Origin of the sequence: Clostridium beijerinckii HUN142, from assembly GCF_000621745.1 — a bacterium.
Lineage (GTDB): Bacteria > Bacillota > Clostridia > Clostridiales > Clostridiaceae > Clostridium > Clostridium beijerinckii_A.
In genome coordinates, this window is sequence record NZ_JHXK01000005.1 from 269,994 (window position 1) to 294,958 (window position 24,965).

The 24,965-nt window shown below is 29.4% G+C and carries 12 protein-coding genes; 2 read left to right on the top strand and 10 right to left on the bottom strand.

Annotated elements, in window-relative coordinates:
- Positions 1-390: 390 nt before the first annotated feature.
- The 4 genes from T483_RS0101075 to dapA all read right to left on the bottom strand — a co-directional run bounded on the left by T483_RS0101075 (position 391) and on the right by dapA (position 13,889).
- Positions 391-9,627, bottom strand: coding sequence for a GH36-type glycosyl hydrolase domain-containing protein (locus tag T483_RS0101075; RefSeq protein WP_026885145.1), 9,237 nt, complete (start codon positions 9,625-9,627; stop codon positions 391-393).
- Between the two features lie 422 nt (positions 9,628-10,049).
- Positions 10,050-11,336, bottom strand: coding sequence for a M18 family aminopeptidase (locus T483_RS0101080; RefSeq protein ID WP_026885146.1), 1,287 nt, complete (start codon positions 11,334-11,336; stop codon positions 10,050-10,052).
- 148 nt (positions 11,337-11,484) lie between these two features.
- On the bottom strand, positions 11,485-12,501 hold the full coding sequence (locus T483_RS0101085) for a phage replisome organizer N-terminal domain-containing protein (RefSeq protein WP_026885147.1): 1,017 nt from the start codon (positions 12,499-12,501) through the stop codon (positions 11,485-11,487).
- Positions 12,502-13,004: 503 nt separating this feature from the next.
- Entirely contained in the window at positions 13,005-13,889 is an 885-nt protein-coding gene (gene dapA, locus T483_RS0101090; RefSeq protein WP_026885148.1) for a 4-hydroxy-tetrahydrodipicolinate synthase, read from the bottom strand.
- Positions 13,890-14,093: 204 nt separating this feature from the next.
- On the opposite strand from dapA, the gene T483_RS0101095 reads away from it, so the two are divergent.
- Both T483_RS0101095 and T483_RS0101100 read left to right on the top strand, forming a co-directional pair.
- A complete protein-coding gene (locus T483_RS0101095) occupies positions 14,094-15,269 on the top strand; it encodes a cation diffusion facilitator family transporter (RefSeq protein ID WP_026885149.1) in 1,176 nt (391 codons plus the stop codon).
- A 256-nt stretch (positions 15,270-15,525) separates the two neighbouring features.
- Positions 15,526-16,332, top strand: coding sequence for a DUF2628 domain-containing protein (locus T483_RS0101100; RefSeq protein ID WP_026885150.1), 807 nt, complete (start codon positions 15,526-15,528; stop codon positions 16,330-16,332).
- Positions 16,333-16,447: 115 nt separating this feature from the next.
- On the opposite strand, the gene T483_RS0101105 is transcribed toward T483_RS0101100, so the two are convergent.
- The 6 genes from T483_RS0101105 to T483_RS0101130 all read right to left on the bottom strand — a co-directional run bounded on the left by T483_RS0101105 (position 16,448) and on the right by T483_RS0101130 (position 24,872).
- Positions 16,448-17,170, bottom strand: a complete 723-nt coding sequence (locus tag T483_RS0101105; protein WP_026885151.1) for an amino acid ABC transporter ATP-binding protein — start codon at positions 17,168-17,170, stop codon at positions 16,448-16,450.
- A complete protein-coding gene (locus T483_RS0101110) occupies positions 17,157-17,816 on the bottom strand; it encodes an amino acid ABC transporter permease (RefSeq protein WP_026885152.1) in 660 nt (219 codons plus the stop codon). Before T483_RS0101110 ends, T483_RS0101105 begins: the two co-directional genes overlap by 14 nt.
- Before the next feature lie 656 nt (positions 17,817-18,472).
- Positions 18,473-19,306, bottom strand: a complete 834-nt coding sequence (locus T483_RS0101115) for an ABC transporter substrate-binding protein (protein WP_026885153.1) — start codon at positions 19,304-19,306, stop codon at positions 18,473-18,475.
- 439 nt (positions 19,307-19,745) lie between these two features.
- Positions 19,746-21,920, bottom strand: a complete 2,175-nt coding sequence (gene helD / locus T483_RS0101120; protein ID WP_026885154.1) for an RNA polymerase recycling motor HelD — start codon at positions 21,918-21,920, stop codon at positions 19,746-19,748.
- A 381-nt stretch (positions 21,921-22,301) separates the two neighbouring features.
- Positions 22,302-24,434, bottom strand: coding sequence for an ATP-dependent zinc metalloprotease FtsH (gene ftsH / locus T483_RS0101125; RefSeq protein ID WP_026885155.1), 2,133 nt, complete (start codon positions 24,432-24,434; stop codon positions 22,302-22,304).
- 216 nt (positions 24,435-24,650) lie between these two features.
- Entirely contained in the window at positions 24,651-24,872 is a 222-nt protein-coding gene (locus tag T483_RS0101130) for a DUF3006 domain-containing protein (protein WP_026885156.1), read from the bottom strand.
- Positions 24,873-24,965 lie beyond the last annotated feature (93 nt).

A 24,965-nucleotide genomic window follows, 5' to 3' on the forward strand; every position in this document is an offset into this window, starting at 1 on the left:
ATAGATTTACTTAAGCTAAGTAATATTAATTTCAGCGTAACACTTTTAACTTTTCATACTAATTAAATCATTAAAATCGCTTGTTATGTACATTGCAAAAATAATTCTTCATCATAATTCTAAAATATTACAAGAATTTTAGCCGTAACTATGCATTGTGAATTCCAACATGTATGAATAGAAATCTCTATACTTTTCTAAAAAACAAAAAGCTGTATAAGATAATTATAAAATCATCTTATACAGCTTAAATTAATTTACTCTAAGTTCCTAACAATATCATATATACGACTTTTAAATTAAGTTTATATGATCATCAACTGAAAACTTAGCTTTAGTGGAAATTAAAATTTCAGGTTAAATTTAGTGCTTAAATTTAGATATCTATACTTATTTTAAGTATACAAAGACTTCTAACTTACCACCGTTTCTTGGAATTAGGTTATCCTTCATTACTTCTCCATTTACAACTACCTTTGCCACAACTTCATTATCACTATTTTTTGAGCTATAAGGTATGGATTCTACATCACTTTGATAATTATTATTTTGCTCATTATTCTTAGTATTTACGTTTAATCCATTTTCATCATTTGCTCTAGAGACTTTTATAGTGTAATCTTCTTTCTCATTTGTAATCTTTATTTCAAATTCATTCCAAGATTTTGGTATACAAGGATTTATAGCATATCCCTTGTCTTGAACCTTTCTAAGTCCCAAGATATTTTCAACACCAACTCTGTACATCCATCCTGAAGCTCCTGTATACCAACTCCAGCCTCCTCTTCCTGCATGAGGCTCTTTTATATACACGTCTGCCGCCATTACGTAAGGTTCCACTTTATATGTCATACACTCTAACTCTGTTTTTGCATGATTTATAGGATTTATCATATTAAAGTAGCTTACCGCTTTATCACCAAGCCCAAGTTTAGTTAAAGCAAGTATAACCCAAACCGCAGCATGAGTATATTGACCTCCATTCTCTCTTACACCTGGCACATATCCTTTTATGTAACCTGGTTCTAACTTGGAATTACTAAATGGTGGTGCAAGCAATAGGATCATTCCTTTATCTTTCTTTACAAGATTATTATCCACCGCTTCCATTGCTTCAATACTACGATCCTTCTGTCCTGCACCTGATATAATTGCCCAGCTTTGAGCCAATGAGTCAATTCTGCATTCTGGATTTTCTCTTGATCCAAGAGGTGTACCATCATCAAAGTATGCTCTTCTATACCAGCCGCCATCCCAAGCGTTTTTCTCTAGGTTATCTCGTATAAACTCTCTTCTTTCTTCAAAATGTTCTTTTGTTTTCTTATCGTTTTGTTTACCTGCAATTTCAATAAAGCTTTCTAATATTGAATATAGGAACCAGCCAAGCCATACGCTTTCTCCTTTTCCTTCGTTTCCAACAGTACTCATTCCATCATTCCAATCTCCACTGCCCATTAAAGGAATATTATGAATACCAAAATTCAAACTCTTTTCTATAGCTTTTAAACAATGTTCATATATAGTTCCTTCTTTTGATGATTGATTCACTATTGTATATCTTTCATCCTCACCTTCTCTTAAAGGTTCATCTTCTAAGTAAGGTGCAGTAGAATTTAAAATCTCGTAATCTCCTGTCGAATTAATATACTCAGCAGTTACATAAGGAAGCCATAATAAATCATCGCTAAATCTAGTTCTTATTCCCGAATTAACAACAGGATGCCACCAATGCTGAACATCGCCTTCTACATACTGTCTTGAAGCACTTCTTAATATTTGCGCTTTTGTTATTTCAGGCTTTACAAAGCCAAGTGACATGGAATCTTGAAGCTGGTCCCTGAATCCATAAGCACCACCACTTTGGTAAAATGCGCTTCTGCTTAAATATCTGCAACTTAAAGTTTGATATAAAAGCCATCCATTTAAAAGATAATCTAAAGACTTATCTGGTGTCTTAACTTGTATATTTCCTAGGAAATTGCTCCAATATTGTTTTACTTTATCTAATTCACTTTCTGCATTTCCAAAAATCTTGTATTTACTTATTAATTCATCTATTTTTTCTTTCTCATCTTGACCAAATAAGATTAACAGTTCCTTTTTTTCACCTTTTCTTAGAACAATACTTGTTTGTGCAGCTAAACAAGGGTCATAAATTGCACCAAACTTATTGCTTAGCCTATTACTCTTTAGAGCTTCAGGGCTAAAAGTTTCTCCTCCAATACCTAAAAACTCCTTATTATCTCCAGTGAAACTCAATTCCTTTCCACCTATAATAGTTAAATAAGCATTTAATCTTCCAAAATACTCACTATATGGATTATGAGCACCTATAAACCTATTCTTGAAAGTAAAATCTGCACCACTATTTTCAATACTATCTCCATTTACTACATCTACTGTTTCCTTATGTTCCGATTTATCTCCACCTATATATGTTGAGATATACCTTGAACTATCATACTCATAAACACCCAAAACAAGTTTTGCATAGTAGAATAATGAAATACTTCTATCTTCATTACTTAAGTTCTCTAGCGTAACTCTCTGAATTTTTAACCTTTCATCTTTAGGAGCAAAAACTTCTAATTTCCCTTTTATATTATATGCTGTATGCCTGTATTCAGAGTATCCAAAGCTATGTTTTATTAAGTAATCACCTGAATCTCTTACAGGTTTTGGTGTTATCGAAAAATAATCGCCTGAGCCATTATCTTTAATATATAATGCCTCTCCTATAGGATCTCTAATATAATCATTGCTCCAAGGTGTTATTTTATTTTCTCTAGAATTCCCACACCAAGTATACCCTGAGCCTACTTCTGATATATGAAATCCAAAGTCATCATTTGAAATAACGTTAATCCAAGGTGCTGGCGTATTTCTATAATTAGATAATTTTATTATATAACTATTATCCTTTTTACAAAATCCACCATAACCATTAAAGAAATCTAAACCACTTACATCAAAATCTTCATCAGCATCTTCTTCATATTTATGAGAATCTTTTGATACATCCAAATCTAAATCAACTAAACTTGAAATTTCTGAATTGTAAACTAATTCTCTTTCTTTTTTACTTTGATTAGATTTCTTACCTATCTCTACATCATCATTATCATCTTGATCTTCTGGCTCATTAATATTCTTTATTAAATCATGAATATTAATTACTTCCTCATCATTATCATATACCTCGTAAGGTATATTTTCACCATCCGTATCTTTACTAATATTTTCATTCTTATATTTATCCTTAAACCTTGAATTATTTCTTAAAGCTATTCGAGAATCTAATCCCTCATCATCTAAGTCCATGTATCTATTAAAATTCTTCTCATTATGTGCATATGAACTTAATGGATTCTTATTGTCTACATATATCCTAGAAATTCCCATTAGTAAGTTCTTAATTTCAACATCCATGGTTGCCTTATTATGAATAAATATTCCACCCGCTTTATTCAAGTAATTACCTACATTAGATGATCTTATTACCTCCATTATATTTTTTTGAAGTGGTTCATCATAGGAAACTTCTTCATTATTATATATAATTAAATCTAACTTAACTCCTTTAATTCTTAAGTAATTATGGAATTTTACCATAGTATATACTAGATTCATGTCTTCTTCATTTTCTATCGCTAGCATTATGATAGGTAAGTCTCCTGAAATTCCATATGACCATAAATCCTTTTGATGCTTTGAAATATTTCTAATATATTCTTCTCTATTTTTTCTAGTATTAGTTAGAAAGAAAATTGAGCTCGCAGCACTCTGGAATATATTGGCTATAGCGCTTCTTATTCCTAAAGTCTTTAGTTCAAGCTGTGCACTTATGCTATAATTTTTGAATACTCTTTCTAGCTTACTATTATCATTGTTATGTCTGCATATTTCAAATATTTGTTCTTTTGATTCACATATTCCAGTTATATAATAGATTTCTTTCTTAGAATTAGGCTCTAATCTGATTCTCGTTCTTATACTCATTATAGGATCTAAAACTGTTCCAACCGTATTATCTAAGGCTTTATCATTATCCATGGCTTTTGGATTCTTCAACTCTCTATTTCTTCCTATAAAATTTATCCTTGAAGTTTCATATGAGATACTTCCTTCTAGCTCACCATTAACAACTGCCTTATGAAAAATATATGGAACCTTTGCATTCTTAACTCTACCTCTTCTGCTTCCTATAAGAACATTTTCCTTCGCATCATACTCTGTTTGCACAAATAAATTAGAGAATGTTGGATGAACTACATCAGCACTAAAAGTAGCTAATGTTACTTCCATATAGCTTGTTATTTCAATACTTCTGCTTTTATCTCCTTTGTTATTTAAAGTTAATTTTCTAACTTCAAAACCTTCTTCTGAAGATATTGAAACTTCCATTGAAGTTTCAATGTTACCATCTTTTCTACTAAATTTGGCTTTATCTAAATTAAACTCAACAGAATACTTATCTCCAAGATCTTTACACGGCTCAAAAGTTGAACTCCAATAGTCATTTGAATTTAAATTCTTTATATAGAAAAACATTCCACTATCATCGCTTGTAGAGTTTCCTTTCCATCTATAAAGCATTGTATCATTCTTTTTTGAATATCCATTTCCGTTTACTGTTAACATAGATGAATATTCACCATTGCTTAATAGTAATACTTGCGGGCTATCCTGATTCACTTTTTCAAATACTCTTGGGATTAAAACCTCTCCCTCAAAATATCTATTCTTAACAGAAAAATCCTCATTTCTTTCAAAGACAACATTTTGCGGAATTTTCTCTTTTAGTAAAAGTTCTGTAGATTTTATCTCAGGAATATCATGAAATCTATTTATTAAAATATCATTGCATAGAATATTATCTAAAGCCATAAGTGACATTCCTAAATGATGCACCATATAAGTGGCCACTTTATTAATCTTCTGTGGATAACTTGAGTTCTCATAATTACTTTTATCGCCATTATTCCTGTGAATTCTACTAGTTTCATCATTACTATCCACACTATTCACATTATCCACATGCTTATTGTTCATATAACTTGTATTTTTATCCTGTGTATTATCCACTCTTTTTTCGTAGTTATCCACATAATCCTCATAGTTATCCACATTTTGTGTATAATTTTTTCCATTTGTTGAAATATTCTGCTCTAGAAAATCACCTTTAGAAAGTGTCATTATGTACTTATCTTTCCTAGCTTTAGTATAATCTAAAGCTTCTATGAAACCATATCTTCCTAATGCACCCAACTTTTCAAGCTCTTTAAGATTTTTAATACCAGAATCTTTGTCAAAAGAAATAGCCATTAATGTTGAATATGGAGATATTACAAGATCATCTTCAAGTCCTCTTTTAAGTCCAAGTCCAGGTACTCCAAATGCCTTGTATTGATAATTTTCTCCTGCATCAAATTCATAAAATGCAGATTCTGATATTCCCCAAGGAGCTTTCTTTTGCTTTGCAAAGTTTTTTTGTGCCTTTATGACAGACCTATAAGTTTGACTAAGTAAAGTTTTAGGATAATTCCTCATTATTAGCGACGGCATAAAATACTCAAACATAGTTCCACTCCAAGACACTAGGGAATGGGTATGGAATGCATTAGTCATCGAACGACCTAGCTTAAACCAATGGGAAGAAGGTACGTCGTTTTTAGCTATAGCAACAAAAGATGCTATCCTTGACTCAGATGCAAGCAAATCATAATAAGAGTTTCCAAGAGAATTTTCCTCTACATTATATCCTATAGAGAATAGTCCTCTAGTTTTATCATAAAGAAAAGTAAAATCCATTTCTTCTGTTATCTTATCAATATCTTGTATTATATTATCTATCTTATCTATGTAATTTTTGAAATTATTTATCTTTTCTCTAAATTCACCTCTGAAGTTATCTCCATTTTTTCTTCTATAGTCCTCACATCTTTGGACTAACTCCATAATGTCTGGTACTCCTTCGAAAAATTCTTTACTATATAATTTTTCTATACCCTCAAAAATGAAATTATAATAGCTAATCTTTTTTCTAACTTCACCTATAAGCTTATCAATCCAATACCTTGCTTCTTCGCTCTCAAGTTTTAATTCACCTATAATATTTTCTTCTTCACCACTTAAATTATCTATATTATTGTTTTCCGATTTAAGTTGCTGTTTTAGACTAATTATTTGCTCTGTTTCCTTCAAATCTTGAAGTTTGAATAAAATTTCATTTAATACTTTTATATATTCTCCAATATTAATATGTGAAGAAAATTTAAGCTTTAGATTAGGTGCTTCATCTTCGATTATTTTATAAATATCATTTAGTGATATGACCTCTTTTACTCTTATCACTTTATTATGCTTAAGCTCTTCCATAGATTTCTTTAGTACCCATAGGTTACCTAAAAGATTTCCACTATCAACTGTTGATACATATCTAGGCCATAAGGGTTCTTTTGTTTTAGTATCATACCAATTTAGATAATGACCATTTACCTTTTGAAGAGTTTCCATACTATTTAATATAAGCTCTATCCTGTCAACAAACTCTGCCATGGTTATATATCCCAAATCATATGCAGCAATGCTTGAAGTAATTCCCATGCCTATATTAGTTGGGGATGTTCTATGAGCAACTCCCTTGAATGGTTTTTCCTGATAGTTATCTGGAGCCAGGTAGTTATTCTCTTCATTAACAAAATCCTCATAATAAGCATATATCCTTCTAGAAATTTTTCTTAAGTATGTTTTTTCTTCATTCTTTAAAGCATTCTTCTTGTGTTCTGGACGTTTAATACTTATGCTATAAGCCATGTAAGGACTGATTATCCATAATGCAGCAACCACTACACTATAAGTAACTACTCCTAATGAACTATAAAATGATAAATATAATACAAGTAGACCCATTATCGGAGAAATCCACATTCTCTTCAAATAATTAATAAAATCATTTCTTGAATTTTTTTCTACAAGTTCTGCTGACTGCCATTCTAAAAGATTTTTCTTAGAAATCATTACTCTATATAGTGTTACTATTATAGCATCAAGCATCAAAAAAGCTTGGTAAGGAATAAAACTTACTATTAGCACTATCTGCTCTAGCGTTTTAAATGCTCCCATTAATTTGTTTTTAGGGGTTACAACAAAATCTGTTACTACAAATACTAATGGAGTTATTAAAGCTAAAAATGCAAGCAGTGCAACTTGACTTCTTCCAAATAAAACAGTGAGAGATAAAATAAGAGCAAGAAGTAAATTAGGTGCTAATAAACTTCTTCTTAGATTATCAAATATCTTCCACTTATATAATAAATTTATTTTATTAGAAAACAGCCATCCTATTAGCTGCCAGTCACCTCTGACCCATCTATGCAATCTTTTGCAGCTAGATTCATAAAATGCTGGATATCCATCAATAAATTCCACATCACTTAATAATCCACATCTTGCAATACCACCTTCAAGCAAATCATGACTTAATACTGTATCATCTTTTATAGAGTTACTTAACACTTTATAGAATTCATCTATGCATATTATGCCTTTACCAGTAAAAGACCCTTCTCCAAATAAATCTTGGTAAGTATCAGAATAAGCAACAGAATATCCATCAACCCCTTCTTCTCCTCCAAATACTTTTGAAAAATAAGTTTGATTCTTAGCTTCTAGGCTAATGCTCACCTTAGGCTGCATTATTCCATATCCTCTTGCAACTCTATTGTCTTTTATATGAGGAATATTAAGAATATGACTCATAGCCCCTACAAGTTTAAAAGCACTTTCTCTAGGCATGAAAGTATCTTCATCTAATGTAATTAAATACTTAACTTGTTTTAGTTCTTCAATATCTGAACTAAAGACATTATAAGTATGATTCTTACTTCCTCTAATAAGAGCCATAAACTCCATTAGCTTTCCACGTTTTCTTTCTCGGCCCATAAATACATTTTGTTTCTTATTATAAACTCTCTTTCTACTAAAGAAAAAGAATCTATTTTCACTAATACCTTCATCATTTTTAAAATCATTTGAATATTTCTCATTTAGATCTCTAGCATATTGAACTCCAGATTTAATTATTTCTACATCTTCTTGAGCAGTCTCATGCTCAGAATCATGAAAATCGCTCAGTAAAGCAAAATAAATATTCTTATCCTTATTTCCACAATATGCTACTTCTAACTTTTTCATAAGTTCTTGAACTTTCTCTTTAGAGTTCACTATAGCTGGAATTACAACTACAGTTTTATTTTCTTTAGGGATTCCCGAGCTAAAATTTAATTTTGGAATTAATCTAATATCAACAACTTTCCCTACAGTATAATTCGTAAGTCCAATTATTATTTCATTTACTGGAATTAATATTATAAGGAATGAAATCACATATTCTACTAGGGTATATCTAACCCCTAGTAAGCCACTTATTAATAAAATGAGAAAACTTATTAAAAGTGTTCCAAAAATATTGCATGCTACATATGTATTTGCAGATATAGTTGTTTTTATATTATTTCCGTATTTTTTTAATTCGTTTATTCCCTCATCAATTAGATAATATCCAATATGGGATTTATAATTTTCTTCTTTATTAGTTTTACTATTTCTTGCAAGCTCTAAAATATTGCTAGCTAAGATAATTTCATCTGCATTTGATATTCTAGCCATCTTTTCAAGCTTATGTCTATAATAATCCTTAGATTCAAAATCCATACTATTATAAATATTCGCAGGATCATTTTTTAGGATTTTTTCAACAAAAGAAGTCTCTTCAAAAAATCTTCTCCAGCTTATTCCTTCAATTTTTCTAATAAATGTTATGTATTCTCCAATGTTTCTTTCTAAAACTTCTTCTCTTAAATCACTTCTAATATTATTTTTATCTAAATCTGAATTCACTTTCCATTTAGATTCTACAATATCATTTATTCTTGGATCTTCTACAGAATTATCTCTTAATACACTAAAAAATTCTCTTAGAAATAAAGGAGCGATATTTTTTCCTACATTGATATTTCCTATTTTCTCTTCAAATTTATTATTGTTAATTGCATCTATTATCTTTTCAGCTGTATCTCTTCCTTTCATGATTTCTTTTTGGATATCAACTAGTTCATTAGTATATTTAGATAAATTTATTATGATAGCTATTTTAAGCATTAATGGGAATGCCCATAATTCTCCTGTAGTAAAAATCTTTTCTTTATTATTAAAATTCCCGTTTTCAATGTCTCCTTGAAGTGCATTTATATATGATATGAGCTTATCGCAATCAATCTCATTCCCGTTATTTATATAATCTTTTGCCACTACAAAAATACGTGGAATAAATTCCATATTCTCATTATCTTTATTTGCATGATTATCTTTATTTCTATTGTAATTAACATTACCTATAGAAGATAGTCCCTTAAAATAATCTATAGGCATCTCAATCTTTATCGCTTTATACTCTTTTTCAATTAAATATATATTATCAAGAAGCCATTCAGATGCCCCAAGTACTTTATATCCGTTCTTAGATAATTTGCTAAAGTACCTAAAATTTTCATGGATGCAAGAAAATCCATCAGCTAACTCTTTTAAAACACTCTTTCTTACTCCATAAGAATTATTTCTCCTCAAGTAAAAAACTCCCTTCTTACTATTGGTATATTCAAAAAAATAATAAGTTAATATGCTAGTCTATTTACCCTTATACTTTATAAGCATAATTCCCCAATAGTACCACGCTATGAGGAAATCACACTTTCTTATCTAAGACTAAATACACTTTGCATTATTTATTCACTATTTTCTTTCATATACCTAATATTAATAACAATTACCCAACGGAGATATTTTTACCAAAATTATAAAAAGTATTCTTATATTCATAATCTATAAAAAAATAGCCATTCAAAGTTATCATATGGACAACTTTGAATTGGCTATTTATTAACATATATTAAATAACAGTTAATGTTTTAAAATTAACAGGTCCTTGAAAAATCTTTACTTTAATAGGTACTTAAGTATCTTTACTTATTAATTACTAATATGATTTATTATTTGAAAAACTCCGTAAATGCTTTAATAGTATATTCATTATCTTTTACAGTTGCTAATTCTCTTATTGAATGCATACTTAGTAGTGGTGCGCCCATATCTATTACTGGTATATTTAATTTTGATGCAGTAATAGGTCCAATGGTTGTTCCCCCTCTTAAATCTGATCTATTTACAAATACCTGGCATGGAACTTCAGCTTTTTCACAGATTCCTTTGAAGACAGCACTTGCATAACTATCAGTTGAATAACTTCCCCCTGCTGCAATTTTAAGAACAGGACCCATTCCTAACATTGGTTTATTAGTAGGATCACATTTTTCAACATAGTTCGGATGTATTGCATGAGCTAAGTCTGCTGAAATCATTATTGAATTGCTTAATGCTCTCTTGAAACTTTCTCTATCTTTTTCAAGACCTAAAGTTATTCTCTCTAAAATATTTTCTAAAATTGATGAATTTGCGCCTTGAGATGTTAAGCTTCCTATTTCCTCATTGTCTAACGCCACTAACACTTTAGTTGCTTTAATTTCATCGCTGCTTATTAAAGCTTTTAATCCTGCAAATACCATCCATAAGTCATCTAGTCTTCCACATGATATAAATTCATCATTTAATCCAATTAGCATACCTTCTGCATACTCATATAAAAACAAATCGAAATCTAATATATCGTTAGAGTCTACCTTTAAAGTGTCTGCTATTAAGTTAATTAAATAATTATCCTTTTCTAGCTTATCTTCAACTAATGTAAGCATTGGTAAAGTATCTTTTTGCTTATTATATTCATATCCCTCATTCACGCTTCTATTCATATGTATTGCTAAGTTAGGAATAATTAAAATTGGCTTGTTTACATCTAATAATTCAACTCTTGGATTGAATGGATTTTCTCCCTTTAAAGTTACTCTTCCTGCTATGCTTAAAGGTCTATCAAACCAAGTACTTAGTATTGGACCTCCATATACTTCAGTATTTAATTTAACATAATGCCCTTCAACTTTCATTTCTGGATTTGGCTTTATTCTAAATCCAGGTGAATCAGTATGTGCTCCTATTAATCTGAACCCATCTTTTTCAATATCACCATTTCCTATTTCAAAGGCAATTAATGCAGAGTTATTTTTTATAATATAGTGTTTTCCACCTTTTTTCAACTCCCATTTATCTTCTTCTTTAATTTCTGTATAGCCTTGCTTATCTAAAATATTTTTAATTTCATAAGTACTTTGAAAAGCAGTCTTACCCTTATTTATAAAATCTAATAATTCTTGCGCATTATTCATATAGTTATTATCTCTCCCTACATAAATTAAATTTTTCTCGTAAAACATTAAACAATATTAAATTCACTTTTAATATTATATACCTTTTTAGAAAATAATGCATATTTTATATATGTGATTCTCTAGAAAATTTCATATTAGATAATAGCTACATAGTAAATGCCATGACTACTTTTTCATCTTTTCCTAGCGGCACATCTCCTGAACAAAGTTCAACAATTTCTTCATCATCGTCATTTAAATTTATCTCGTTAATCCCGTTTTTATTATTGGATTTTTTTCTACTCTTACTATTCTTCTTTTGCAAGGATATTGGAATGCTTGACTGTAAATTATCTTCATAAGCATGCTTTTTAATTTCCAAGCCGTTATTAGTATTATCGTTGTTATAATTGGCATCACTAGGAATCATATCTATATTATTAGTATTGTTTATAGATTCTATGTTTTCATTGTCATTTTTATTATTGATAATATCTATGCTAATATTTGTAGTTTCACTATTTCTGATTTTATCAACTCTTATGGCATTACTACTGTTTATGCTGCTTTTATTATGCGTATTACTTTTAACTCCAAACTCAGAATCTATGCTAGCAGAATTTTCCCTACATTGATTACAACTATTAATATTATTATCATTACTGTTCTTATTTACTTCTTCTTTAGAAATCACAGTATTTTCAACTTCAGTAGTATTTTTCTTAATCATTTCACCAATACTTTTATAATTATTATTCTTTAAATCATCACCTACTAGATTTTCTCCAAGTTTCTCTCCCTCTACATCAGAATTCTTTTCTTCTACTATATTCTCTTTAATTTGATTATTCTTATTTATTTTAATATTTTGGTGTTTAGCAAAGTTTTTTACTTTATAGATTTTGTCTTCTGTAAACTCAATCATTTCTAAATCCATTAAAACTTTCATAGCTAATTCTACTTGTATAATATCTCTATTAAATTCTATAGCAAGGGTTTCCATTGTGTATGGAATATTTCTAGATAAAAATAATTCTCCTTCTAAATTCACCTTCCCAGCTAAAGCAATAAGTCTAATCCAAATGTATTGAATAATATCCCTTTCATCCATTGTATCTATTATTTTAGATTTAGTATCATCATACATATCAACTCTTAATTTAACAAATTTTCTTTCCTTCATTTTTAACACTCTCCCATTTAAATTAATCTTCTATATGGAATATATGTTTTAAAATGAATAGTTACATAATTTCTCTAAAATTTTTTATATTTTTCTAAAAATCATTTTATTCCAAAAGTAAAATAGATCTAAATTTTATTCTAGATCTAATACATCAAGTATGTTGACACGACAAAATTGAATGTGATTATGGAGCCGGAGATTTTTTTACTCATCTGCCCTCTCGAACACATATGAGTAAAATATAACAGACGAATATATATTTTTTTATTATTTCTATTCTTTTCACCCTACTTGAACGTCCTATTATATAAATTATTCCCACAAGAAGTACCTCTTCCATAAATTTAACTTCATTATAATTTTCCAAACAATAAAAAAGAACGCTCGAATTTATAACATCCAAGCGTCCTTATTAAAATATATCAATTTAATGTATAATCATTCTACATATAAGTCTAAATTATATATTGTTTATCTATACTTAAAATATACAATAAAGCTTATATAAGATTATTTTTAGCAAGTTCTTCGCGTAGTTTTTCTAGATTCTTACCTTCCATAGGGAATAACGGCATTCTAAGCGGTCCTACATTATATCCCATAAGCCCTAAAGCTGTCTTCACTGGAATCGGATTTACTTCTATAAATAACGCATTAATAAGATCTAAATATTTTGTTTGAAGGTTACAGCTTTCTTCTACTTTCCCCTCAAAGTATGAACTGCAAATTTCATGAGCCTCTTTTGGCATAATATTTGAAAAGACCGAAATAACACCTTTTCCCCCAAGTGATAAGATCGGAACTATTTGATCATCATTTCCAGAATATATATTAAGTTCATCCTTACATATAGCCTTTATCTTTGCAATAGCTGAAAGATCTCCACTAGCTTCCTTTGTCGCAACTATACGCGGATGTTTAGCTAATTCTGCATATGTTTCAGGTGTTATGTTAACCCCTGTTCTTGATGGTACATTATATAGAATTATTGGGATATTAACTCTATCCGCAATATAATTGTAATGTTTTATTAATCCAGTTTGCGTAGTTTTATTATAATATGGTGTTACCAATAAAAGTGCATCTGCACCAACACTTTCAGCATACTGTGATAATTGAACTGCATAAACTGTATCATTAGATCCTGTACCTGCAATAACTGGCACTCTTTTATTTGCATATTCAACTGTAAATCTAATGACTTCTCTGTGTTCTTCATCAGTCATAGTTGAAGATTCACCTGTAGTTCCTGCAATTACAATTGCATCTGTACCATTCTCTATATTAAAATCAATCAATTTTTTTAATTCAGAGAAATTAATTCCATCTTCCGTAAAAGGTGTAACAATTGCAACTGCTGCACCAGTAAATATAATATCCTTCATAAAAATTGCCCCCTCGAATATTTTCTATATAAATTATAACACAGTAAAGTGCTACTATAAACTTAGAATATATTTAAATTATAAAATGTATACTTATTAGTGTTCCATTGCTCAATTTCTTGAAAAAATACTTGCTTAACTAAGAATATTTAATATAATAGATGTAATGTCCATTGGTAATTTTTTATGATTGGAGTGTATCTTATGCTTTTTGAACTTATGGTTAATAAATTTATTAAAGACAATTCTAACATTAAAGATGATAATGTTAGGAATTCTTACGGTGTGCTTGGGGGTATCATAGGTATTGTAGTAAATATTATCTTATTTATAATAAAACTCTCTGTTGGAGTTATAGTTTCGAGTATAGCAATTATGGCTGATGCTTTTAATAATCTTTCTGATGCAGCATCCTCTTTAATTACTATTTTAGGCTTTAAGCTTTCCACTAAACCAGCAGATAGAGAACATCCCTTTGGTCATGGACGAATAGAATATCTTTCAGCGCTTATCGTTGCCTTCATGGTAATGTTAGTTGGTCTGCAATTTATAAAATCTTCATTTGAAAGAATAGTTAATCCATCACCAGTTGCTTTCGAGTTAGTTTCATTTATTCTGCTTATAGTGTCAATATTTTTTAAGATTTGGCTTTCTAAATTTAATAAATTTATTGGTGAAAAGATTAACTCCTCTGCTCTAAAAGCTGCTTCTACAGATGCTCTGGGTGATGTATTTACCACTACTTGTGTTGCTATTTCATTTTTAGCTTCAAAATTCACTTCTTTTCCTGTAGATGGATATATAGGAATGTTTGTTGCCTTATTCATTGTTTATGCTGGTTTTAATTTAGTTAAAGATACTATAAATCCTCTTTTAGGAGAAGCACCTGACCCTGAACTTGTTAGGTCTATTAGTGAAATGGTATTATCTTATGATAACATCCTCGGCTCACATGATTTAATAGTTCATAACTATGGTCCTGGTAAATGTATGGCATCCATTCATGCCGAAATTCCTGGAAATATCAATGTTGTAGATATTCACGAAGTGATTGATAAAGCTGAAAGAGAGATTTCAAAAGCGCTTAAAATTTACTTAGTTATTCACATCGATCCTATTTGCGTTATTGAAGGTGAGGTAAAAGAAGCTTATGATGAAATTTTATCTATAATTAAAAAATATGATTATATAGAATCAATACACGATTTTAGAGTAGTAGGTAAAGGTGATATTAAGAACTTAATTTTTGACGTTGTTATTGAACCATCCAAAAAACTTTCTATAACCGATACTGAACTGATAAATATAATATCTGAAGGAGTAAAGAAACATCATGCTTCTTATAACTGTGTCATTACTATAGACAAACACTACACATAGAAATACAGCCGTTATTTCAAACCAATAAACTTCTAGTTTGAAATAACGGCTGTATTTTTTCTATATCGCTGCATCCCATTTAATACATATTTTTATCCTTAAAATTATAAGTATAAATAAAGCTGAAACCCCACCTAAATTTTTTCAATTTATTATTCCTTTTTGCCTTATCCTATTTGCTGTCCTTCTCATTGTTAATTGGATAAATTTGTGATATCCTTTTAATATTAAGTGCTATTAAAAGGAGGATATAATTTTGAAATGTCCACATTGTGAAGAAGAACTCGGGATAAATGATGTATGCATAAATCCTATTTGTTCTCATTTCGGTACTACGATTAGAAATACTGAAAAAACTAATATAGATACTATTGGAAATAACTTAAATAACGGAATTAATCCTAATAATCAAGTACATGATTTTGACAATAATTCTAATTTTAATAATAATTCTAATCAAAACAAAGTTTATTATAATAGAAATGACTATGGTAATAATCAGAATACAAACAAATTTAAAAATATATATTCTATTCCTTACAACAAAAGCAACAATATTTCTCAAGACGAACTAGCTATCTTTATTGGTAATAATAGCGGTTTCTATATTAAGCACCTCAACAAATATAACGATAAACATAAATTTTTATCTTGGAACTGGCCATGTTTTTTCTTCGGTTACTATTGGTTATTATACAGAAAACTTTATGTTCCAGGAGCCGCTTTGATACTCTTAACCTTAATATCTTCAGCGATTTTTCCAAAAGGAATACACTTATTTTTGATACTGCTCATAAGAATTATAGTAACTTTATATGCAAATTTTATTTATCTTAACAATTGCGAACGTAAGATTAAAAGCTTCAAAATGAATATTATCAATATACAAAATCTCAGCAATACTCAATATATAAATAAATTACGTAAAAAAGGCGGAGTTAATTTAGCCGCACCATTAATTGTATTAGCTCTCCATATTATGTTTATAGTAATTTCACTTGGCATGTGGCTTTCAACTAGGATTACACCACATAACTTTTCTGCTCCTTCATACTACTTTTAACTTGTTCAACTAACAGTTGGAGCATACTAAAAAGTATAGATTAAAATTTTAGGCGTTCACCATAATAACTATTTTTATTAGTTATTATTTGGCGAACGCCTTTTTATATTGTTAATTATAAAACTTTTGATAAAAAGTCTATTGTACGTGGGTTTTTAGGATTTTTAAATACTTCTTCTGGAGTTCCAGATTCTAATATTTTTCCTTCATCCATAAATAATATTCTATCTCCAACTTCTCTTGCAAATCCCATTTCATGTGTAACAACTACCATTGTCATACCTTCCTTTGCAAGATCCTTCATAACATTTAGAACTTCTCCAACCATTTCAGGATCTAAAGCAGATGTTGGTTCGTCAAATAACATAACATCTGGCTGCATAGCTAGAGCTCTAGCTATTGCAATTCTTTGCTTTTGTCCACCTGATAATGATGATGGGTACGCATTTATTTTATCTATCAATCCAACCTTTTTCAATAAGTTTTCTGCTATATCCTTAGCTTCTTCTTTGGAGATTCCTTTTACTTTCATAGGAGCTAAACATATATTTTCACATACTGTTTTATGTGGAAATAAATTGAATTGTTGGAATACCATTCCCATCTTTTCTCTCATTTTATCTATATTAGTTGCTTTTGATGTTATATCTTTATCTTCAAAAGTAATTTGTCCAGATGTAGGAGTTTCTAATAAATTAAGACATCTTAAGAATGTACTTTTTCCTGAACCAGAAGGTCCAATTACAACTACAACTTCTCCCTTGCTGATGTGTTCATCTATTCCTTTTAACACCTCATTTTTCCCGAAGCTTTTATGTAAATTTTTAACGTATATCACTTGCCTTCATCCTCCTTTCAACATAACCTAAACATCTTGTCAAAGTGAAAGTTAAAATAAAGTAAACTACTGCTGCTACAATTATTGGTTCTAAACCTAAAGCCGTATTTCCTCTTACAATACTTGCATTGTACATAAGTTCTGCAACACCTATAACAGAAACCATTGATGATTCTTTTATTACAGAAATAAATTCATTTCCAAGAGCAGGCAATATATTCTTAAATGCCTGTGGTATTATAACATGCACCATTGCTAACCCTTGATTCATTCCTAAACTTCTAGCTGCTTCCATTTGACCTTTGTCCACTGCTTCGATTCCAGCTCTTATTATTTCAGATATATATGCTGCTGAATTTAATGCTAAAGCTACTGATCCAACAATCATATCAGGCATATCTATTCCTATAAGCTTAGGTAATCCTATATAGATTATATAGATTTGAACTAGAAGTGGAGTACCTCTTACAAATTCTACATAAGCTGTTGCTATATAACTTATCGGCTTAAATTTCGAACGCCTTAAAAGAGTTAATGCAAGGCCTAAAACCGTACCGCATAGCACTGCAAAAAACGCTAATACAATAGTAATTTCCGCACCTTTTAAATAATATTCAGAGTATTTTCCTAAAAATGTAAAATTCAATTTTTTCCCTCCTAGTTCTTTATCTGATATCTAGCCACTGTAACACTCTCACAATATATGAAACGCCTTTTCCTAGAGTCATATGAGTAAGCGATTCACACAAAATCATTGATTTAGGTTCTCTGCTCAAGCGAGAGATAACAGTGACAAGACCCTACATAAGTTCAACTAAGATTCAGCTAAGGACTAACCCCTATCTGAATCAAGTTTCACTTAATAATACACATATAATAAAATAATCACTAATTTTTAATTATAAGACATTATTTGATAATTTTCAACTGTTGTTAATTTCCAATACTAAAGTAATTTTAAATATCTAATACTCAAAAAAATAACAAGCTATGATGTAAGTATATTTGCATTCCACTATACCGGTATGTATTACCTCATAGTTTCTATATGCTAAAAACTTTCATTACTTAATACAAGGTAAAACTTTTCAAGTGAAGATTTCCTTATCACCTGATTTCAGTTAAACTTATACCCACAAGGGATACAAAGTGATTTTAAATTATTGCAATATAACTTCTAAGATTTTAACTAATTCTCATAGAGGAGTAAATCACATTCTTTAAATTCACCTTGTCAATAACAAAATATACACTACATCTCTAACTCGTTATTTTCTATCGTATTTCTTAGTGTCAATAATACTAATCTACTAGTTTATTTGCATCTAACACAAACTGCTTTATCTTATCTTCATCTTTTAATCTCTTTATTGTCTTATTAACTTGGTCTGCTAATTCAGTTGAACCTTTTTTCATAGCTATAGCAGATCCGCCGTCTGGATCTTTAACTTCTAATTTATCTGCAATTGCTATGCCTTCATTCTTGGCAACATTTATTTGAGCAACTGGTTGTTCAGCTAAAACAGCATCAACTTTATTATTTTTTAAATCTAATATTAAATCAGTAACTTTGTCCAATGATTTAATATTTGCTGCATCGAAGTTATCCTTTGCTATACCTTCTTGTATAGAACCTTTTTGTACTCCAATTTTCTTTCCTTTTAAATCTTCCATTTTAGTTATTCCAGCTTCATCACCTGATCTAAGTACAAATCTATGTGTTGCAGTATAATATATGTCTGAGAAATCTGCATTCTGTTTTCTTTCATCTGTTGGAGTCATACCTGCAAATACCATATCTATTTTATCTGATTGAAGTGCTACTAGCAATCCATCAAAAGCCATGTCTTTTATTTCAAGTTCTACTCCTAAATCTTTTGCAATTTCTTTTGCCATTTCAATATCAAATCCAACTATTTGATCTTTTCCGTCTACTTCTTTATGGAATTCATATGGTGGATAATCTGCACTTGTTCCAATTACAAGTTTACCTTTTGATTTTATTGCCTGTAATGCTGAAGCATTACTACTTGTATTTTCTTTGTTTCCAGTACTGCTTCCACAGCCTACCATACCTATTGCAATAGCTGATGCTGCTGCAATAGCAACTAATTTTTTCACTATACCAACTTTCATTTATTAATACCTCCAAAAATTTTCTCTAATAACGATAGCATAATTATACACACTTTTTCATATTTACTCAATAGTAATATGATAAAAAATTTTAATTATTATTCATTAAAATTAAATTTACCTTCACTAGTTATTATATATTTAAATATATATTTTATGTATTAGAAATAGTTGTATATATTATTATTATAAGTCGTACAAGCTTATTTCAAGCTTTATTTAACCTATTTTAAAATTCCAAAAGAATTTTATTTAATATTTCTATATATTTCTATAATTTTAAAGTTATGAAATTTTATTCTTATTAAATTTATATTATAATTTTTCACTTTGCATACTTTATGAAAAATTATTCACATAATAAATATAAGTAGCACTACTATGCAAATCATATTATTAGTGCTACTTATTCGTTATTTAAAATTTGCTATTTAATTTATTACATTATATACTTAACTACAGATAATCTGTGTAATGCTCTAGTACACATTATATACTTAACTAGTGATTCAATTCTCTCATTTTCTACTATTATAACCCCATCAAATTCTAAGCCTTTTGCTAAATAAGCTGGTATGAGTATTTTTCCGCCCTTGTATAGAATATCATCATTATCCAAACTTTGTATATTAATCTTTTCTTTAATAATATGAGATAATTTACTTAATTCATTTTTATCTTTGAAAATTACCGCAATATTCTCATATCCTTCTTCTTCATAATCTTCAATTAATGATATTATTGTATCAACAAATTCCTCATCGTCGGAAACCTCTTCTTCAATGACAGCTTCTCCTTTTCTAACTAAAGGAACAATTTTATATTTATCTAAGAACTTATTTGAGTATTCCATTATTTCTTGAGTAGATCTATAACTCTTATTTAACTCATACTTTGTAATTTCTACATTAAGATCTTTAAATACTTCCTCGAGATTAAGCATTGCAGGCTCTTCACTAGTTGTAATCAATCTCTGATTTGAATCACCAACAATTGTATAACTCTTACAACCCGTTATTTCTTTAATTATTTCAAATTGGATAAAACTATAATCTTGTGCTTCATCAATTACAATATGTTTTATCTCATTTTCTACTTTTATTCCTTTTAATTTAATCATTAAATAAAGTATGCCAGATAAATCCATATAACTTAGTTTCCCTTTATTTTCGCTTAAAGCTTCATTATATAGATTATCTAAATCATTGATGTACTCTTTATCACTCTCTAAATTAATGATTTTCTTATAAATATCTATTACTGGTTCATGCTTAATCCAGGCAGCTAATTCATCACGAGATTTCATAACTGCTTTTATAAGATTTCTTATTTTAATTCTTCTTAAATATTCTAGATTACTTCTTTCCATTTCACGTTCTTTTTCTGATAAACTGCCAATCTTTTCTTTAAACTCAGTATTTATTTTATAAAATTCTTCATCTCTCTTATCTTTTATTTTAGATATTAGTATTCTTTTTATTTTCTCACTTCTTCTAAATAAAGGCATATCCTTATAATAATTTGTAAATAGCTCCTCTATTTCTTGAATTGTGACGATCTCTTCTTCCTTAAATTTAATTGCTTGTATCTTAAAATATTCTTTATTTAAAATTTCTAAATTAGAATTCAATAAATCAACAAACTTCTTAGAACTCTTATATCTATATTCTTCTAAGGCGTCATCATTTCCATTCATGACATCTTCAATATAGCTGCCGAAGCTCTTTATATTTTCATATTTCAAATGAATTTCTTTTTTCGCAAAACCTTCAAAAGTTGTTTGCTTAATATTGCTTTCTCCAAGTGAAGGCAATACTTGAGCTATATAATCCATAAAAATATCATTAGGTCCAAAAATTAATACTTTATCTCCAAATTGCTTTCTAAAATTGTATAGTAAATAAGATATTCTATGAAGCGCAATAGTTGTCTTTCCAGAACCAGCAACTCCATTTACAACAACTATTTTATTTCTATCTTCTCTTATAATTTCATCTTGTTCCTTCTGAATAGTCATTACTATATCTTTCAATTTATCCGATGAATTGTCTGTTAGAACCATTTGTAGTATTTCATCTTTAACATCTATAGCTGAGTCGAATACTCCTTTTAACTGACCTTTCTTAATTACAAGTTGTTTTCTTGATAATATATCTGCTTCTATTTCTCCTGAAGGTGGATTATAACTAGCTCTGCCAAGAGTCCCCTTATAAAAAAGTGATGCAATTGGTGCTCTCCAATCAACAATTAGTGGTTCAAAACTATTTTCTAGTGTTAATCCATATCTACCTACATAAATTTCTTCTGGAATGTCTTCTCCTTCTTTAAAGGAAACCTTTCCGAAATAAGGTATCTCTTTAAGCTTTGTAAATTCCATAAGCCTTTTATCAATTGTCCTATAAGCTTCTTCTTTAACATAATTTTCATGATCAAAATAATCTATAATTTGGTCTTCATCATCTTTATATTCTTCAACGTATTTCTTTCTAGCTTCAAGAATATAGTTTGTAACATTCTTTCTTTTTTCTAGATACTTTAAAATCTCTTTATTTAAAATCTCTAAGATTTCATTTAGCTTTTCTTCTTCTCTTATAAAATCTACTTGTTTACTCAATATTACGACCCCCTTAGATCACTAGATAGTTAATTTATCACATTACAAGATCATATAAAATAATTAACCATCAATAACTATTTTTTTATTTCTTCCTGTGAAATATTATTATATACTTATAGCAATATTTTTACACAAGTTCCATCAATTTTGTATTGTTAATTATACATTATAAACTATAAAATGCACAATGTATGGCTAAAAACTCTTTTTGGTTTTATTCCTCCATTGTGCATTAAATGCTATATTTACATTTTTTATAGTTAGCTATTTTTAATATATATTACAATTGAGTTTCTACACCTTAATACTAGTTAGTTACTTAACTTGCTAGATTTCTATATAAACTTATTGTTGCGCATATATACTATATTGGTCTGCTTAAATATTATTACTTTCAGAATCTTTCTTATCAGATCCATCTTCTTTAGATATAGGTCTATCATCAGTCATATTTTCAGCCGCACCCTCTGCTTTAGCTTCACTTTCCATAATAACAGAAGTTTGATCATTTATTATTAATTCTGATTTAAATGCGTCTTGAGAATCTCTTTCTGACCTTTCAGGCTTATCATCTATAACAATATCTAAAGAGTGCTTTTTAGCTCTTCTTTCTGCTAACTCTTTCACTCTTTTTTCATTCTCTGATTTTTCTTTTTCTTTTTCTTCCTTCTTTTCAGGATATTTTTCATAAACTAAATCGAAGAATTCTTCTCCAAATATTGTTTCTTTCTCTAAAAGTACTTCTGAAATTTTATCTAGTAAATCTCTATTATCTCGAAGAATTTGTCTAGCATTTTCATGTGCAAGCCTTATTATCCTTAGTGTTTCTTCATCCAAAATAGTCGAAGTCTCTTCACTACAGTTTCTGACAGCTCTACCATCCAGATATCTATTCTGTACTGATTCTAAAGCCATCATATCAAATCTATCACTCATTCCATAAATCGAAACCATGCTTCTAGCCTGCTGAGTGGCTCTCTCTATATCATTTGATGCTCCTGTAGAAACTAAATCAAATACTTCCTCTTCAGCAGATCTACCACCAAGCATTACAGTAATTTGATTTATTAATTCTTCTTTTGATGTTAAATACTTTTCTTCTTCTGGTAATTGCATAGTATAGCCTAATGCTCCCATAGTTCTAGGTACTATTGTTATTTTATGTACAGGATCCGCTCCTTTAAGCATCGCTGCAACAAGTGCATGCCCAACTTCATGGAATGCAACAACTTCTCTTTCCTTAGGTGATAAAATTCTATCTTTCTTTTCTTTACCTGCAATTATAACCTCAACAGCTTCTCTTAAATCCTCTTGAAGAACTGTTTTTCTTCTTCTTCTTACAGCTCTCAAAGCACCTTCATTTATGATATTCGCAAGATCAGCTCCTACAGCTCCAGGGGTACTCTTAGCTATTTCAGCTAAATCTACATCTGGCCCTAGCATTACACTCTTTGCATGAACATGAAGTATAGCTTCTCTTCCTTTAAAGTCTGGTCTATCAACTATAACTCTTCTATCAAATCTACCTGGCCTTAAAAGCGCCTTATCAAGTATTTCTGGTCTATTTGTAGCTCCAAGTAAAACTACACCTTTAGATGAATCAAATCCATCCATTTCAGAAAGCAATTGATTTAGAGTTTGTTCTCTTTCATCGTTACTTTGCATCTGATTATCTCTGCTCTTACCAATTGCATCAATTTCATCTATAAAAATGATACATGGAGCTTTAGCTACTGCATCTTTGAATAACTCTCTTACTCTTGATGCTCCAACTCCAACGAACATTTCAACAAAACTTGAACCTGAAAGTGAGAAAAATGGAACTCTTGCTTCTCCTGCAACTGCTTTTGCAATAAGGGTTTTCCCTGTTCCTGGAGGTCCTACAAGTAAAACACCTTTAGGTAATTTAGCTCCAATTTCAGTATATTTGGCTGGCGCATTTAAGAAATCTATTACTTCTTTTAAAGATTCTTTAGCTTCTTCCTGACCTGCTACATCATCAAAAGTAACTTTTATTTCACTTTCCATATAAACCTTAGCGTTGTTTTTGCCGATGCCCATGACACCGCCTCCGCCTCCGCCCATCTTAGAGAACAAAAATCTCCACATAAAGAATATAAGCACCATAGGCAATATCCATGTAAGTAGAATATTCATCATTGGTGATTCTTTAGGATTTTTACCTGTAAAATCAACTCCGGCTGCATTAAGCTTAGTTATTAATGTTTCATCATTTACATTTGCTGTATATAAGGTCTTTCCTTTATATTCTTCATTATCCTCACTTGGTGTTATTAATAAGTTTTCACTAGTTATAACTACCTTTGAAATTTCCTTATTATCTAATAAAGTTAAGAACTCATTATAGTTAATTTCTTTCGTTGTAGCTGTATCTTTTGCATAATTAAACGCCATTAAAAACGCAAAAGCTATTAAAAAATAAGTAATTGCTACAGTAAAAGAATTCTTATTTTTATTATTCTTTTTGTTACCATTATTATTATTCTGCATCTAATCACCTTCCCATTATATTTATTAATCCTTATGTCTAATACTGCAATACTTCTACATTCATCAATTCCTTTAGTGATTATAATATTAGTAACACAATTCCAGACAATATAACATTTCATTACCTTTTATTTTTTATTGCAAGTTAAACTCAACTTCAATTATATCTGAATTGGTTTTAACTTTACGCTTTGATAATATTCATCGATTAGATTATTATTTCCACATATCTTTCATTTCATCTTCTATTTGTTTTTTACGAATTTCTGTGAACTTTTTATCTACTTCAAAATATTTATCATCTATATTAATTAAAATATCTCCTTCTTTAAACTCCCCTTTAACATTACTAATAGATATTTTATCTATATCTGCATTTTCCTTTTCAATTATAACATACTTCCCTTCCACTCTATCTATTATATACTTTTCACTCACTTAACATCCTCTTTTCATAGTATAAATTAATTCCAAGAATAGTGAATCGCTTACTTAGAGAGCGAACGCAAGTCAGTTTTCCTCTGATCTCCT

What these genes read in the sequence shown, in the direction of transcription:
- dapA (WP_026885148.1), bottom strand. Translation starts at nt 13,889, where the DNA reads ATGAAGGATATTATATTTACTGGTGCAGCAGTTGCAATTGTTACACCT.
- T483_RS0101095 (WP_026885149.1), top strand. Translation starts at nt 14,094, where the DNA reads ATGCTTTTTGAACTTATGGTTAATAAATTTATTAAAGACAATTCTAAC.
- ftsH (WP_026885155.1), bottom strand. Translation starts at nt 24,434, where the DNA reads ATGCAGAATAATAATAATGGTAACAAAAAGAATAATAAAAATAAGAAT.
- T483_RS0101080 (WP_026885146.1), bottom strand. Translation starts at nt 11,336, where the DNA reads ATGAATAATGCGCAAGAATTATTAGATTTTATAAATAAGGGTAAGACT.
- T483_RS0101085 (WP_026885147.1), bottom strand. Translation starts at nt 12,501, where the DNA reads ATGAAGGAAAGAAAATTTGTTAAATTAAGAGTTGATATGTATGATGAT.
- T483_RS0101115 (WP_026885153.1), bottom strand. Translation starts at nt 19,306, where the DNA reads ATGAAAGTTGGTATAGTGAAAAAATTAGTTGCTATTGCAGCAGCATCA.